The 13,037-nt window shown below is 70.7% G+C and carries 13 protein-coding genes and 1 pseudogene; 11 read left to right on the top strand and 3 right to left on the bottom strand.

Features of this window, described 5'->3' with window-relative positions:
- The 8 genes from ABEA26_RS31930 to ABEA26_RS31965 all read left to right on the top strand — a co-directional run.
- On the top strand, nucleotides 1–645 hold a 645-nt coding region (locus ABEA26_RS31930), incomplete at its 5' end, for an HAD family hydrolase (protein WP_345597049.1).
- A gap of 29 nt (nucleotides 646–674) precedes the next feature.
- Nucleotides 675–1,958 (top strand): MFS transporter, encoded by a 1,284-nt coding sequence (locus ABEA26_RS31935; protein WP_345597062.1) that lies wholly within the window; start codon nucleotides 675–677, stop codon nucleotides 1,956–1,958.
- Nucleotides 1,909–3,081 (top strand): acetoin utilization protein AcuC, encoded by a 1,173-nt coding sequence (locus tag ABEA26_RS31940; RefSeq protein WP_345597050.1) that lies wholly within the window; start codon nucleotides 1,909–1,911, stop codon nucleotides 3,079–3,081. Before ABEA26_RS31935 ends, ABEA26_RS31940 begins: the two co-directional genes overlap by 50 nt.
- A gap of 349 nt (nucleotides 3,082–3,430) precedes the next feature.
- Nucleotides 3,431–4,246 (top strand): phosphatase, encoded by an 816-nt coding sequence (locus ABEA26_RS31945; RefSeq protein WP_345597052.1) that lies wholly within the window; start codon nucleotides 3,431–3,433, stop codon nucleotides 4,244–4,246.
- Nucleotides 4,247–4,375: 129 nt separating this feature from the next.
- Nucleotides 4,376–4,588 (top strand): helix-turn-helix domain-containing protein, encoded by a 213-nt coding sequence (locus ABEA26_RS31950; RefSeq protein ID WP_004984898.1) that lies wholly within the window; start codon nucleotides 4,376–4,378, stop codon nucleotides 4,586–4,588.
- 109 nt (nucleotides 4,589–4,697) lie between these two features.
- Entirely contained in the window at nucleotides 4,698–4,796 is a 99-nt protein-coding gene (locus ABEA26_RS31955; protein WP_003948845.1) for a 30S ribosomal protein bS22, read from the top strand.
- A 213-nt stretch (nucleotides 4,797–5,009) separates the two neighbouring features.
- Nucleotides 5,010–6,071 carry an NAD-dependent epimerase/dehydratase family protein gene (locus tag ABEA26_RS31960; protein ID WP_345597054.1) on the top strand — a complete coding sequence of 354 codons (1,062 nt, stop codon included), beginning with the start codon at nucleotides 5,010–5,012 and terminating at the stop codon, nucleotides 6,069–6,071.
- A 14-nt stretch (nucleotides 6,072–6,085) separates the two neighbouring features.
- Nucleotides 6,086–7,216, top strand: coding sequence for a lysophospholipid acyltransferase family protein (locus ABEA26_RS31965; protein ID WP_345597055.1), 1,131 nt, complete (start codon nucleotides 6,086–6,088; stop codon nucleotides 7,214–7,216).
- A gap of 114 nt (nucleotides 7,217–7,330) precedes the next feature.
- Here the strand turns inward: ABEA26_RS31965 and ABEA26_RS31970 are convergent, their stop codons facing one another.
- The 3 genes from ABEA26_RS31970 to ABEA26_RS31980 form a co-directional block, all read right to left on the bottom strand.
- Nucleotides 7,331–8,578 carry a DUF5667 domain-containing protein gene (locus ABEA26_RS31970; protein WP_345597056.1) on the bottom strand — a complete coding sequence of 416 codons (1,248 nt, stop codon included), beginning with the start codon at nucleotides 8,576–8,578 and terminating at the stop codon, nucleotides 7,331–7,333.
- Between the two features lie 263 nt (nucleotides 8,579–8,841).
- Nucleotides 8,842–9,639, bottom strand: a complete 798-nt coding sequence (locus ABEA26_RS31975) for an ECF subfamily RNA polymerase sigma factor, BldN family (protein ID WP_345597058.1) — start codon at nucleotides 9,637–9,639, stop codon at nucleotides 8,842–8,844.
- Between the two features lie 496 nt (nucleotides 9,640–10,135).
- A complete protein-coding gene (locus tag ABEA26_RS31980; protein ID WP_345597059.1) occupies nucleotides 10,136–11,083 on the bottom strand; it encodes an HAD family hydrolase in 948 nt (315 codons plus the stop codon).
- 273 nt (nucleotides 11,084–11,356) lie between these two features.
- On the opposite strand from ABEA26_RS31980, the gene ABEA26_RS36460 reads away from it, so the two are divergent.
- The 3 genes and pseudogenes from ABEA26_RS36460 to ABEA26_RS31995 form a co-directional block, all read left to right on the top strand.
- The gene (locus ABEA26_RS36460; RefSeq protein ID WP_425587931.1) at nucleotides 11,357–11,725 is read left to right on the top strand and encodes a glutaredoxin family protein; all 369 of its coding nucleotides are present in this window, start codon (nucleotides 11,357–11,359) and stop codon (nucleotides 11,723–11,725) included.
- A gap of 274 nt (nucleotides 11,726–11,999) precedes the next feature.
- Nucleotides 12,000–12,794 carry a redox-sensing transcriptional repressor Rex gene (locus ABEA26_RS31990; protein WP_345597061.1) on the top strand — a complete coding sequence of 265 codons (795 nt, stop codon included), beginning with the start codon at nucleotides 12,000–12,002 and terminating at the stop codon, nucleotides 12,792–12,794.
- A pseudogene (locus ABEA26_RS31995) lies at nucleotides 12,791–13,037 on the top strand (glutamyl-tRNA reductase); the annotation flags it as partial. The gene ABEA26_RS31990 and the pseudogene ABEA26_RS31995, both read left to right, overlap by 4 nt.

The following is a 13,037-nucleotide window of genomic DNA, read 5'->3' on the forward strand; positions in this document are numbered from 1 at the left end:
CTGGTTATCTTCGACAACGACGGCGTCCTCGTCGACAGCGAGCCGATCTCCAACCGGCTTCTGGCCGGCTACCTGACCGAGCTGGGGCACCCGACGTCGTACGACGACTCCCTCCGCGACTACATGGGTGCCGCGATGCACCGGGTCCACGACCTCGTCCTCGAGCGGACGGGGCGGCGGTTGCCCGAGGACTTCGACGACGTCTTCCACGGGCGGGTGTTCGCCGCCTTCGAACAGGACCTGAAGCCGGTGCCCGGAGCGGTCGGTGTGCTCGAGAAGCTCGCTGGGGACGGGGTGGCGTACTGCGTGGCCTCGTCCGGGAGCCACGAGCGGATCCGGGTGGGGCACCGGAAGACCGGGCTGGACCGGTGGTTCGACGACGAGCGGATCTTCAGTTCCCAGGACGTGGGGCGGGGAAAGCCGGCGCCGGATCTCTTCCTGCACGCGGCCGGGCGGATGGGGGTCGCGCCGGACCGCTGTGTCGTGATCGAGGACAGCCCGCTCGGGGTACGGGCGGCTGTCGCGGCCGGGATGGACGTGTACGGGTTCACCGCGATGACGCCGGCCACGAAGCTCGGCGGGGCCACCCGGCTCTTCGATGACATGGGCGAGTTGGCAGACCTGCTCGTGCACGACATGCCCTGAAGCCGGGCGGAATTCAGTTTCGGGCTCCAATCTACCCAGGGGTAGGTTGGAGCCCTACGCTCGCCGCCATGACTGATGTGCTGCGGCGCGGCAGGGTCTCGTTGGCGTTCGGTTTCTTCGCCCAAGGCGTCGCCTTCGCTCTGCTGGTGACGCGCATCCCGGCCATCCAGGACCGGTACGGGATCTCCGACGCGCTGCTGCCCGTCTTCCTGGCCGCGGTCCCGATCCTGGCCGGCGTCGGGAGTGTGGCGACCGGGCGTCTCGTGCGGAGAGTACGGCCCAGTCGGCTGCTGCGCTGGTCCCAGCCCGTGGTGCTCCTGGCGCTGCTCGGCGTCGGAGCGGGGCACCGGGTGGCCGTGCTCGCCGTCGCTCTCGCCGCCTTCGGGCTCGCCGTGGGTGCGCTGGACGCGTCGATGAACATGCTCGGCGTCAGCCTGCAGCGATCGTACGGGCGCAGCATCATGCTGGGATTCCACGCGGCATACAGCATGGGCGGCATCCTGGGGGCCTCGCTGGCGTGGGCCGGCGCGCACTGGGGCCTGGCCCTGTGGGTGTCCTATCTGCCGGTGGTCGTCGCGCTGTTGCCGGCGGCCCTGGTCGGGAGCCGGTGGTATGTCGACGGGGACGGTGGTGCCGGTGCGGGCGGGGCTGAGGAGCTTCGGAAGGGGATGAGCGGCGGCGTCGGGTTCAAGGTGTTGTTGCCGCTGTGCCTGGTCATGTCGTTCGCGTACATCGGGGACTCCACCGTCTCCAACTGGAGCGCGAAGTACCTGCAGGACGTGCTGGGGGGTTCGGAGCAACTGGCCACCGTGCCGTACAACGTGTACATGGTGACCACGCTGGTGGGGCGGGCCTTCGGGGACCTCGGTGTGCGGCGGTTCGGGGCCGCGGCGGTGGTGCGGGGCGGCGCGGTCGTCGCGGCGGGTGGGTTCGCCGTCGTGGCGGGGGCGCCGGGAGCCTGGGCGGGGATGCTCGGATTCACGTTGGTGGGGCTGGGGCTGTGTGTGCTGGTGCCGCAGACGTTCGCGGCGGCGGGGCGGCTCGCCGCCGAGAGGGACGGCCGTCCAGGGGCGTCCGATGCCGCGGTGGCGCGGCTCAACGTCTTCAACTACGTGGGGTTCCTGATCGGTTCGCCGTTGGTGGGGGCACTCGGCGACGCCTGGAGCTACCGCGGGGCCATGCTCGTACCGATGGTGTTGGTGCTGGTGACGGTCGTGTACGCGAGGTCGTTCGAGGTTGAGGCGGACCGATACGGTGGCGGGCATGAGCGGCCGCGCACAGCTGATGTGGGACGAGGCAGTAACGGGCTATGACTTCGGCCCGGAGCATCCGATGGATCCGGTCCGGCTCGCCCTGACGCGACGACTGGTCGGTGCCCTGGGGCTCGACAAAGAGGTGGACGTCGTCGCCGGCCGGGCGGCCGGGGAGTCGACGCTGGGGCTCGTCCACCGGGAGGACTACATCGACGCGGTGAAGGCGGCGTCGGTGAATCCGGGGTCGGCGGACGGATCGTACGGGCTGGGGACGATCGACGATCCGGCCTTCGCGGGGATGCACGAGGTGTCAGCGCTGATCGCCGGGCAGTCGGTGGCGGCGGCGGAGGCGGTGTGGCGGGGGGACGCGCTGCACGCGGTGAACTTCTCGGGCGGGCTGCACCACGCGATGCCGGGCGCGGCTTCGGGGTTCTGCGTGTACAACGACGCGGCGCTGGCGATCGCGCGGCTGTTGGAGCTGGGGGCCGAGCGGGTCGCGTACGTGGATGTGGACGTGCATCACGGGGACGGGGTGCAGGCGGCGTTCTGGGAGGACCCGCGGGTTCTGACGGTCTCGCTGCACGAGCATCCGGCGACGCTCTTCCCGCAGACCGGATGGCCGCAGGAGACCGGGGCGGACTGTGCCGAGGGGTCGGCGGTGAACGTCGCGTTGCCCGCGGGAACCGGGGACGCGGGGTGGGTGCGGGCGTTCCACGCGGTCGTGCCGGAGGTGATCGCGGACTTCCGGCCGCAGGTGCTGGTGACGCAGCACGGCGCGGACACGCACTTCGAGGACCCGCTCGCGCATCTGGCGGTGTCGCTGGACGCGCAGCGGGCGGTGCAGGTGGCGTGCCACGAGCTGGCGCACGAGTACGCCGACGGGCGGTGGGTGGCGCTGGGAGGCGGCGGGTACGCCGTGGTGGATGTGGTACCGCGGTCGTGGACGCATCTGGTGGGGATCGCGGCGGGACGGCCGGTGGAGCCGGAGACGGTGATTCCGGAGGGGTGGCGGCAGGAGGTGTTCGCGCGGACGCGGCAGCTCGGTCCGATGCGGATGACCGACGGGCGGTGGCCGGTGAGGTGGGCCTCGTGGGAGGCGGGGTACGACCCTGCGGACCGGTTGGACCAGGCGGTGGTGGCGGCTCGGCGGGCGGTGTTTCCGTTGCGGGGGCTTCTGGCTTGACGGGGCCTTTGGCGGCTTGACGAGTCCTTTGGCGGCTCGCGGTGCCGGGGCCTGATGCCCGGCGTGGGTGTGTGCCGGGCGTGGGTGTGTGCCGGGCGTGGGTGAGGGCCGGGACGGGTCGCGCGGCCGACGTCCGCGGGTGCCTCCCCCGCTCTCGGCCCGCTCGAGCGGGAGGCGACCCCACCGCCCACCCGTGCCGCCCCTGTGGGTACCTCCCAGGCCGTTCAGGCCCTGGGGGAGGCACGACTGCCCGCAGCTCGGGGGAGAGCGCGTGGGGCGTTACGCCGGTCGTGGGTAAGTTCTCGCGTTCCTCGACTCGCGGGGAGGGGGACGCGGGAGCATCGGGAGTGTGCTGACCTCTGGGGCTCTTCGGGATCATCTTCTGGACGTTCGTCTCGCCGGGGTCGTGGCGACATCTCGGGAGGTGAGTCTGCGGAGCTACCGGTTGTTCGCCGCCCGGGATCCGCGGGTGCTGATCGGGATCGACCCGGAGGGGGAGTGGGGGCAGCGGGAGCTGCTCGGGCTGATGGCCAGGAGGTGCGGGGTCTCGGCCGATCCGGACGACACCTCTGGCCAGGACGTGATCGACCCGGAGAGGACGCTGGCCGCCCTGGACGCCTTCGCCGGACGGCTCGCCGCGGTCGCTCAGCGTGGCGGACCGGTGCTCCTCGGCACTGGACATCCGCACCGACTGCTCGGCTTCTACGCCGCCTTGGCCGAGGCGCTGTCGGCGGCGGGATGTGCTGTCATCACCCCGGCGCAGGGTCACAGTGTCGACATAACGACCCGGTTCGGTCTACGCACGTACAACCTCGACTACGTCCGCGGAGTCGCCCTGGTGCGGGAACCCGGCGCCGGGCGCGCCGGTGGTGAGCCCGGCGCGCACACGCATTCGCCGCTCCCGGTTCGTACCGCGCTGGCCGCCGCCGCAGAGGCCGGCGGGCCGCTTCCCGAGCTGGTGATCGGGGACCACGGCTGGGTCTGCGGAGCAGGTCAGCTGGGGTTCGAGGCCATCGGGTCGGCCGATACGGACGATCCCGCGCTCTTCGTCGGAGAGGCAGAGGGGTGCGTGTCCGTCGTCGTTCCGCTTGATGACGCTGTGCGTTCCGAGTACTACCGGCCGCTTACCCGCTACGTACTCAATCGGGCGTGTCTGTCACGGTAGGGAAGCGATGGGTGCACCTCTTCCCCATTCGCATCACCCGCCCCTACATTGGGGAGTGAGCACGCAGCGACGAAGAGTCACCGGAAGGGGAAGCCGGTGCCCGTCGAGTGCGGAAGGTTCAGGTGTGACATGGCTGCAGCAGGCGAAAGGCCTCTGAACGAGGTTCAGTTCCTAACCGTGGCGGAGGTCGCCTCGGTGATGCGCGTGTCCAAGATGACCGTGTACCGGTTGGTGCACAGCGGTCATCTGCCCGCGATCCGGGTGGGACGGTCGTTCCGCGTCCCGGAGCAAGCGGTTCACGAGTACCTCCGCGAGAGCTACGTGGGGGTGGAAACGGCCTGACGGCCTCGATTACGAGCTCAGCGCTCGGGCGGGTTAGGCTGGCCCCTCGTAGGTCGTGTGGGCCCATGGCGCCCAGCAACCGAGTGATGAGAAGTGAGCGAGGGTAGTCGTGGGCTCTGTTATCAAGAAGCGGCGCAAGCGGATGGCCAAGAAGAAGCACCGCAAGCTGCTGAAGCGCACGCGCGTTCAGCGTCGCAACAAGAAGTAGGCGACGCTGCGCCGTCAGCGTGTCCTGTGGCCCCCCACCGCATCCGGTGGGGGGCCACAGTCGTGTCGGGGACGCGGGTGTGCCGGAACGACCGCGAATTCTCGTCACCTGCTGCATACGGAGGTCATCGCAGCGCAACACCGACCGGCTAAGTTGGCCCGCAGGTGGGGAACGCGGCAGGGTACGCAGTAGGGCGGAAGGAAGGCGCTGATCTTGGGCAAGGTCGTGCTCGTGACCGGAGTGGCCCGTCAACTGGGGGGCCGTTTCGTACGGCGTATCCAGCGTGACCCCGACGTCGACCGGGTCGTCGGCGTGGATGCCGTCGCGCCGGAGCACCATCTGGGCGGTGCCGACTTCGTCCAGGCGGACATCCGGCAGTCGGCCATCGGGCGGGTGCTCGCCGAGACGGGCGCCGACACGGTCGTCCACATGGACGTCTCCGGTACGCCGCTGGGCAGCGGCAGCCGGACGTCGGTCAAGGAGGCCAACGTCATCGGCACGATGCAGTTGCTCGGTGCCTGCCAGAAGTCGCCGACGGTGCGGCGGCTCGTGGTGAAGTCCAGTACGAACGTCTACGGGTCCGCGCCGCGCGACCCGGCCGTCTGTACCGAGACGACCGCGCCCAAGTCGCTGCCGAGCGGTGGCTTCGCCAAGGACGCGGTCGAGGTCGAGGGGTACGTGCGGGGCTTCGCGCGCCGTCGGCCCGACGTCGCGGTGACCGTTCTGCGGTTCGCCAACATCCTGGGGCCCGGGTCGGAGACGCCGCTCGCCTCGTACTTCGGCCTGCCGGTGCTGCCGACGGTGTTCGGCTACGACCCGCGGCTGCAGTTCGTACACGAGGACGACGTGATCGAGGTGCTGCGGATCTCCTCGCACGAGCCGCGACGGGGCACGCTGAACAGCGGCACCTTCAACATCGCCGGCGACGGCGTCCTGCTGCTCTCCCAGTGCTCGCGCCGGTTGGGCCGCCCCACGGTGCCGTTGCTGCTGCCGGCGGTCACCTGGACGGGCTCGGTCGTGCGTACGCTGGGTATGACGGACTTCTCCCCCGAGCAGATCCGGCTGCTCACCCACGGGCGGGTGGTGGACACCACGCAGATGCGCGAGACCCTGGGTTTCCGGCCGAAGTACACGACGGCCCAGGCGTTCGCGGACTTCGCGCGCGGCCGCGGTGCCGGGCTGCTGCCGCCCGAGGTGCTCGCGGGGGCCGTCGACCGGATCGCGGAGCTGTCCTTGCGGGGCAGTGGCCACCTCCCGACGCAGAGCGCCAACTGAGGAGCGCATCAACGATGGCGGACGCCAAGGTCATTCCGTTCGACGACGACCGGTCGCGGGGGAGCGGCGTGAATGGTGGGAGCGGCGCGAGTGGTGGGAGCGCGGCGCAGCGCTCGGCGCGGCGCCGTGGCGCGGGGAGCCGGCGGGGAGGCACGGTGGAGTCCGTGCCGGTACGTGGGGTGCGGCCCCTGCCCGTGCGCGGGGCCGCGCGGGACGACGGTCCCGTGGAATCCGAGTCGTCGCCGGTGCGGGCGCCGACGACGGAGCCGGAGCCGGAGTCGGAGCCGCGGTCGCAGGAGGAGGACGGCGGCCTGGAGCGGCGTGTCGCGGGCGGTCTGGCCTTCCTGCGCCGCCGCCTCACCGGCGACTACGAGGTCGACGATTTCGGCTATGACGCCGAGCTCACCGACCAGGTGCTGATGTCCATGCTGCGCCCGGTGTACGAGAAGTACTTCCGGGTCGAGGTGAAGGGCGTGGAGAACATCCCGGCCGAGGGCGGTGCGCTGATCGTCGCCAACCACTCCGGGACGCTGCCGCTGGACGGGCTGATGATGCAGGTGGCGGTGCACGACCATCATCCGGCCGACCGGCATCTGCGGCTGCTGGCGGCGGATCTGGTGTTCGTGCTGCCGGTGGTCAACGAGCTGGCCCGCAAGCTCGGCCACACGCTGGCCTGCGCGGAGGACGCCGAACGGCTGCTCGGTCAGGGCGAGCTGGTCGGGGTGATGCCGGAGGGCTTCAAGGGCGTAGGCAAGCCGTTCAGCGAGCGTTACAAGCTTCAGCGCTTCGGGCGCGGCGGCTTCGTGTCCACGGCGCTGCGGCAGGGGGCGCCGATCATTCCGTGCTCGATCGTCGGCGCGGAGGAGATCTACCCGATGATCGGCAACGCCAAGACGGTGGCGCGGCTGCTGGGTTTCCCGTACTTCCCGCTGACGCCGACCTTTCCGTGGCTGGGGCCGCTGGGAGCGGTGCCGTTGCCGACGAAGTGGACGATCCAGTTCGGCGAGCCGATCCCGACGGACGGCTACTCGCCGGAGGCGGCGGAGGATCCGATGCTGATGTTCAACCTGACCGACCAGGTGCGGGAGCAGATCCAGCACACGCTCTACAAGCTGCTGGTGCAGCGGCGGTCGGTGTTCTTCTGACGGTCGGCGTTTTCCGGCGGTCGGTGTTCGTCCGACGTGTGGGCCGGTATGCGGGCGGTACGGCGGTGGGGTGCCCCCTCGTGCAAAGGGGGCACCCCACCGGCGCGCATCGGCTCAGTCCGCGTCGTCCGCCTCGATGCCCAGGCCGGGAAGCAGGCCCGGGAGGAGCGGCGGGAGGGTGACGTCCGGTTCGACGGGCGGGGTGTTGTCGCCCGTGGGCGGGGAGGTGGTGCCGGTGTCGTCCTTCGGCGGATCGAGCAGGCCGCCGGTGCCGCCGCCGAGCAGGCCGCCCTTCTCCTGGTCGGATTCGGTCGACTCGCTGGGCCTGCCGCTGTCGGTGCGCCCGCGTTCGGAGGTACCGCCGTCGCTGGTGCTGGGGGCGGACGAGTGGCCGGAGCCGGGGGTGCCGGTGGTCGCCGACCCGGAGCCGTCCGGTGGGCCGCCGTCTCCGCTGTCGTCGTCCCGGGCCGGTGGCTGCGGCAGCATGGACCGCAGCGGGGCCACGTCGTCCTCTATGGCGTCGAAGACCGACGACACCTGTTCGCTGACGTCGCCGAGCTGCACGGGCAGTCGCTCGCGCAGTGCTCCCCAGGTCTCCTTGTGGGAGCGGGAGAAGGCGGAGAGGGCCCGCATGGGAGCGAGCGAGTCGGGGTCCCGGGCGTAGGCCGCGCTGAGCAGGCGGTGGCCCTCGGACGCGTCGTGCTCCATGCCCGACAGTGCGCGGCGGACCTCGCCGAGGGACTCGTGGTCGAGGGGGCCGCTGCGACCGCGTTCCATCAGCCTGCGCGCTTCGCTCAGCCTGGTGGATGCCAGGTCCAGATGGGCCCGGCCGCGCTCGTCGTCCCCGTCGGCGAGGCCGAGGCGGAAGTCCTCTATGCCGCGCTTCAGGCCGTAGAGCGAGTCGCCCGGTAGGGCGTCCGAACTGGCGGCGGCCACTCCGCCGAAGGCTCCGGCGGCCACGCTCACGCTCAGGCCGCCCGCGGTGAGGCCCTTGGCCAGCCGTGAACGTGGCCGGAACCGGCTCAGTGGGGCCGCCCGGTGGGTGCCGCGCGCCCGGCGCTGGTCGGGTACCGAAGTGTCCGTCGCCCCGTCGCCCGCGGTGCCCTCTTGCAGCATGGCCTCGAACGCGGCCACCAGCTGGGCCCGCTGGACGACCTTGACCTCGGGATCCAGCTGGGGCCGGGGCAGCGTCTCCAGGCCGGTGGCGAGGGTCAACAGACGACCCTGCCCGGTCGGTTCCGCGGTGGCCCCGGCGGCTGCCGGTCCTCCGGACTGCTCGGCCGCCGCCGCGGGATCGGACTGCTCCTCCAGAGCCTGGGCGAAGGCGTTCGCCCGCCGGTGTGCCGATACGTTCGCGATCACTGGCGGCACCTCCTCTCGTCATGACGGTCGACTCCCCAGGGGGTCCTGAGGGTTGCACCCCCTGGTCGAAACCCCCCGATCGGGTGATCGGAGTCGGCCAGGGAGTGACCACAGGGAGCCTGCATCCCGCACAACGAGCGGCGCGGCACTTGGGTTACGGACGGCGGATGATCGGACCGTGGGCACAACGGACTTTCACCGATGGTGTCTTGGGGGGCACGGGGAGTGCTCGTGGGTTGCGGCGCCTCCGGGGCGCCGGGAGCTCAGCGCGCGTCGTCCGGGAGCAGCCGGGCGAGGGTGCGCACGGCCCGGTACTGGAGCGTCTTGATGGCGCCCTCGTTCTTGCCCATGACGCGGGCGGTCTCGGCGACCGAGAGGCCCTGCAGGAAGCGCAGGGTCACGCACTCCTGCTGCTGTGGGTTGAGTCGTCGTACGGCGTCCAGCAGGGCGGCGTTGGAGAGTGACTCGAGGACGGAGTCCTCGGGGGACCGCTCGACCTCGTTGGCGTCGAGCATCTCGCCGGTGGTGACCTCCAGCCGGAAGCGGCTGGACTTGAAGTGGTCGGCGACGAGGTTGCGGGCGATGGTCACCAGCCAGGCGCCGAAGTCGCGGCCCTGCCAGGTGAAGGTGCCGATGCGCCGCAGGGCCCGCAGGAAGGTCTCGCTGGTGAGGTCCTCCGCGGTCGCCTTGCCGCCGACGCGGTAGTAGATGTAGCGGTACACGGTGTCGCTGTACTGGTCGTAGAGCCGCCCGAAGGCGTCGGACTCGCCGGCCTGGGCGCGCTCGACCAGGTCCATCATGCGGGCGCTGTCGCTGTCCGCGGCGGGGCGGCGGTGGGTGGTTGCGGCGGTGGTCCCGGACGAGGACGACCGCGCGCGTCTGCCGACGGCGGCGCTTCCGTCGGCCAGTGCGTAGCACGGGCCGACGGGGGCGGTGGCCGCGGCGAGGGCGGGCAAGGCGTACGCGGTGGGGACGAAGCCGCGCAGCAGGTCTTGGGCTGATTTGACCGTTGCGCGCAGCGTAGCCAGGCCCGAGGCGTCAACCCCGACGTGTGGGTACACGGGACTCCCAGAGGCAGAGCTTCCATCACGTGCAGTACGGAACCATTCACCCGTCGTAGCGAAGGTGGGTGCCGGAATGCGTCTGAGGAGAATAACGCTTCGTACAGGTGCTGCTACGCCCAGTTGCTCAAATCATCGATTACGTCGCTTCTGTGCCCGATTGACGCCCGATCAGATGCGGCAGAGTGATCGGTTGATGACCGGAATGGTTCGGGTTCCTTGTGGCTACAGAGCGTGTTGTGGTCAATGTGGAAAAAGGGGACTGGGGGAGACGTCGCGGGGGTACGTCGCATGGATGGGCCGACGGGCGGATCGGCGCGCGGCCCGGAGGGAGCCACGGCGCGCGGCCCGGAGGGTGGGCCCAAGCGTGGCCTGCGGATGGATCGGCGACCAAGCGGCCTGTGACCAGCGACCTGTGACCTGTGACCTGTGGCCTGCGATCAGTGGCCTGCGATCAGTGGTCTGTGACCTGCGGCCAGTGGCCACTGGCCGGCGATCAGCGGCGGCGGCGGTGCAGCGCGATGGCGGCCGCGGTGCCGCCGGCCACGGCACCGACGCCCGCGGCCGCCGGGATGCCGACCTTGGCCGCCTTGCGGCCCGTGCGGTAGTCGCGCAGCCGCCACTCCAGCTCCCGGGCGTGCTTGCGCAGCTTGGAGTCCGGGTTGATCGCGTACGGGTGTCCGACCAGCGACAGCATCGGGATGTCGTTGTGGGAGTCGCTGTAGGCCGCGCAGCGGGACAGGTCCAGGCTCTCCGCGGTCGCCAGCGCCCGGACCGCCTCTGCCTTCGCGGGGCCGTGCAGCGGTTCGCCGACCAGCTTGCCCGTGTAGACACCGCCGACCGACTCGGCCACCGTGCCCAGGGCGCCGGTCAGGCCCAGGCGGCGGGCGATCACCTGGGCGATCTCCACCGGGGCCGCCGTGACCAGCCATACCTTCTGCCCGGCATCCAGGTGGGCCTGGGCGAGGGCGCGGGTGCCGGGCCAGATCCGCTCGGCCATGTACTCGTCGTAGATCTCCTCGCCGATCGACCGCAGCTCGGAGACGCGGTGTCCCTTGACGATCGACAGCGCGGAGTCGCGGGCGTCCTGCATGTGCTCCGGGTCCTCGAGCCCGGCCAGCCGGAAGTACGCCTGCTGCCAGGCGAACCGGGCGAGGTCCCGGGTCTCGAAGAACTTCCGCTTGTACAGGCCGCGGCCGAAGTGGAAGATCGCGGCGCCCTGCATCACGGTGTTGTCGAGGTCGAAGAAGGCGGCTGCCCTGTCGTCGCCGTGGACCGGGAACTCCGCTTCCGAGCCCGTGTCGGGGGCAGTGCCCTCGGCGAGCTCGGTGAACTCCGCGGACTGGGCGGATTTGCGGGCTGCCTCCGCCGACGCCTCGCCTGCCAACACACTCCGCGCCGTGGCGGAGTGCCTACGGGGAGTGAGCCATCGAAGAGCGGCCATGCCCGTGAGCATAGCCAGTTTGTTCGGAGGCTTCGGAGCCGAGAGGTTCGGAGGCTGTGAACTCCGGGTGACCGTGTCGTTGAAAGGCCCGGCCAAGGGCTTGGCGAGGGCCTCGTCGTGGGGTTCTTCGTGGGGCTCGCCGAAGAGCCCGTCGACAAACCGGGCCCGCGGGCGCGTCGGCGTGCCGACCCGGCAGGCGGTCCGCCGCGACGGCGTCACCGACCCGCCGGCGAGGGGTCGGCCCACGCGGTCGTGCGCGCGAGAATGGCCGGCATGAGTCCCCTCTTCCGCCGGAAGCCCTCGCCGACCCCGGAGGCCCCGCAGCCCGCGCAGTCCTCTGAGCCCACTGAGTCGACTGAGCGCACTGAGCCCACTGAGCCCACTGAGTACGCCGAGAACCATCTCGTCACCCTCATCCGCAAACCCGGCTGTCACCTGTGTGATGACGCACAGCTCGTCGTCGAGAAAGTGTGTGCCGATCTCGGTGTCCCCTGGGAGGGGAGGGACATCACCGAGGACCGCCAACTCCACGACGAGTACTGGGAGCAGATCCCGGTCGTCCTGGTCGACGGCATGCAGCACACCTTCTGGCGTGTGAACGAGGAACGCCTGCGCAAGGCACTGACCGACGAGTCCAAGTAGTCCGGATGGTCGCTTAGGATCGATGGTGACTTGGTCTCGGGGGCGTTGATCGTGAGGAGTGTGTGCGGCTTTGCCTCCGATGGGAGAGGATCGCGGGCGCGCGTGCGCCGGTTCCCGGTTCATGCGACGGGAGTGCGTGAGCCCGGTCACGTTGGCCGGGCAAATCGGACACCATCTTTGTGCACGCGTTCACAAAGACATAGCCTGCATTCGACGGGGCGGTCATGTAGGGACGTATGACCGCCTACAGCCCCGCTCTACCCGCAGGAGCACCGTGGCAACTGGCCGAACACACCGACCGGCGACCCGCAGCCGAGGGATTCCCGAGGCTACCGTCGCCAGGCTTCCGCTGTATCTCCGCGCCCTCACCGCGCTCTCCGAGCGCTCGGTGCCCACGGTCTCGTCCGAGGAGTTGGCGGCCGCGGCGGGAGTCAACTCCGCGAAGCTGCGCAAGGACTTCTCCTACCTCGGCTCCTACGGGACCCGGGGCGTCGGCTACGACGTCGAGTATCTCGTCTACCAGATCTCCCGCGAGCTGGGGCTCACCCAGGACTGGCCGGTAGTGATCGTCGGTATCGGTAACCTCGGTGCCGCGCTCGCCAACTACGGCGGGTTCGCCTCCCGTGGTTTCCGGGTCGCCGCGCTCATCGACGCCGATCCGGGAATGGCCGGAAAGCCCGTTGCCGGCATCCCGGTGCAGCACACCGACGAGCTGGAGAAGATCATCCAGGACGACGGTGTCTCGATCGGTGTGATCGCGACCCCCGCCGGTGCCGCCCAGCAGGTCTGCGACCGGCTCGTGGCCGCCGGTGTCACCTCCATCCTGAACTTCGCGCCGACCGTGCTCAACGTCCCCGAGGGCGTCGACGTGCGCAAGGTCGACCTCTCCATCGAGCTCCAGATCCTCGCCTTCCACGAGCAGCGCAAAGCGGGCGAGGAGGCCGCGGCCGACGCCGTCGCGCCGCCCGCCGTCGCCCGCAAGCAGCCGCACGTCGGCCCCTCTGCCGACTCCACCGGCTCCGCCGACAAGGGACCCGACGGGGACGTACCCGCCGTGATGCCGGCATGAGCCTCCTCGTTGTCGGACTGAGCCACCGCAGCGCTCCCGTCAGCGTCCTGGAGCGGGCCTCGCTGAGCGCGGACGCGCAGCTGAAGTTGCTCCAGGACACGGTCGCCGCCGAGCCGGCCACCGAGGCCGCGGTGCTGGCCACCTGCAACCGCATCGAGCTGTACGCCGACGTGGACAAGTTCCACGCCGGTGTCGCCGAGCTGTCCACGCTGCTCGCCCAGCACAGTGGGGTCGGCCTGGAGG

The organism is Streptomyces marokkonensis, from assembly GCF_039539045.1.
GTDB classification, from domain to species: Bacteria; Actinomycetota; Actinomycetes; order Streptomycetales; family Streptomycetaceae; genus Streptomyces; species Streptomyces marokkonensis.

Bases quoted from the DNA above. Each gene is read 5' to 3' on its own strand.
- ABEA26_RS31980 (WP_345597059.1), bottom strand. From the start codon at position 11,083: ATGGCCGCTCTTCGATGGCTCACTCCCCGTAGGCACTCCGCCACGGCG.
- ABEA26_RS31965 (WP_345597055.1), top strand. From the start codon at position 6,086: ATGGCGGACGCCAAGGTCATTCCGTTCGACGACGACCGGTCGCGGGGG.
- ABEA26_RS31950 (WP_004984898.1), top strand. From the start codon at position 4,376: ATGGCTGCAGCAGGCGAAAGGCCTCTGAACGAGGTTCAGTTCCTAACC.
- ABEA26_RS31940 (WP_345597050.1), top strand. From the start codon at position 1,909: ATGAGCGGCCGCGCACAGCTGATGTGGGACGAGGCAGTAACGGGCTAT.
- ABEA26_RS36460 (WP_425587931.1), top strand. From the start codon at position 11,357: ATGAGTCCCCTCTTCCGCCGGAAGCCCTCGCCGACCCCGGAGGCCCCG.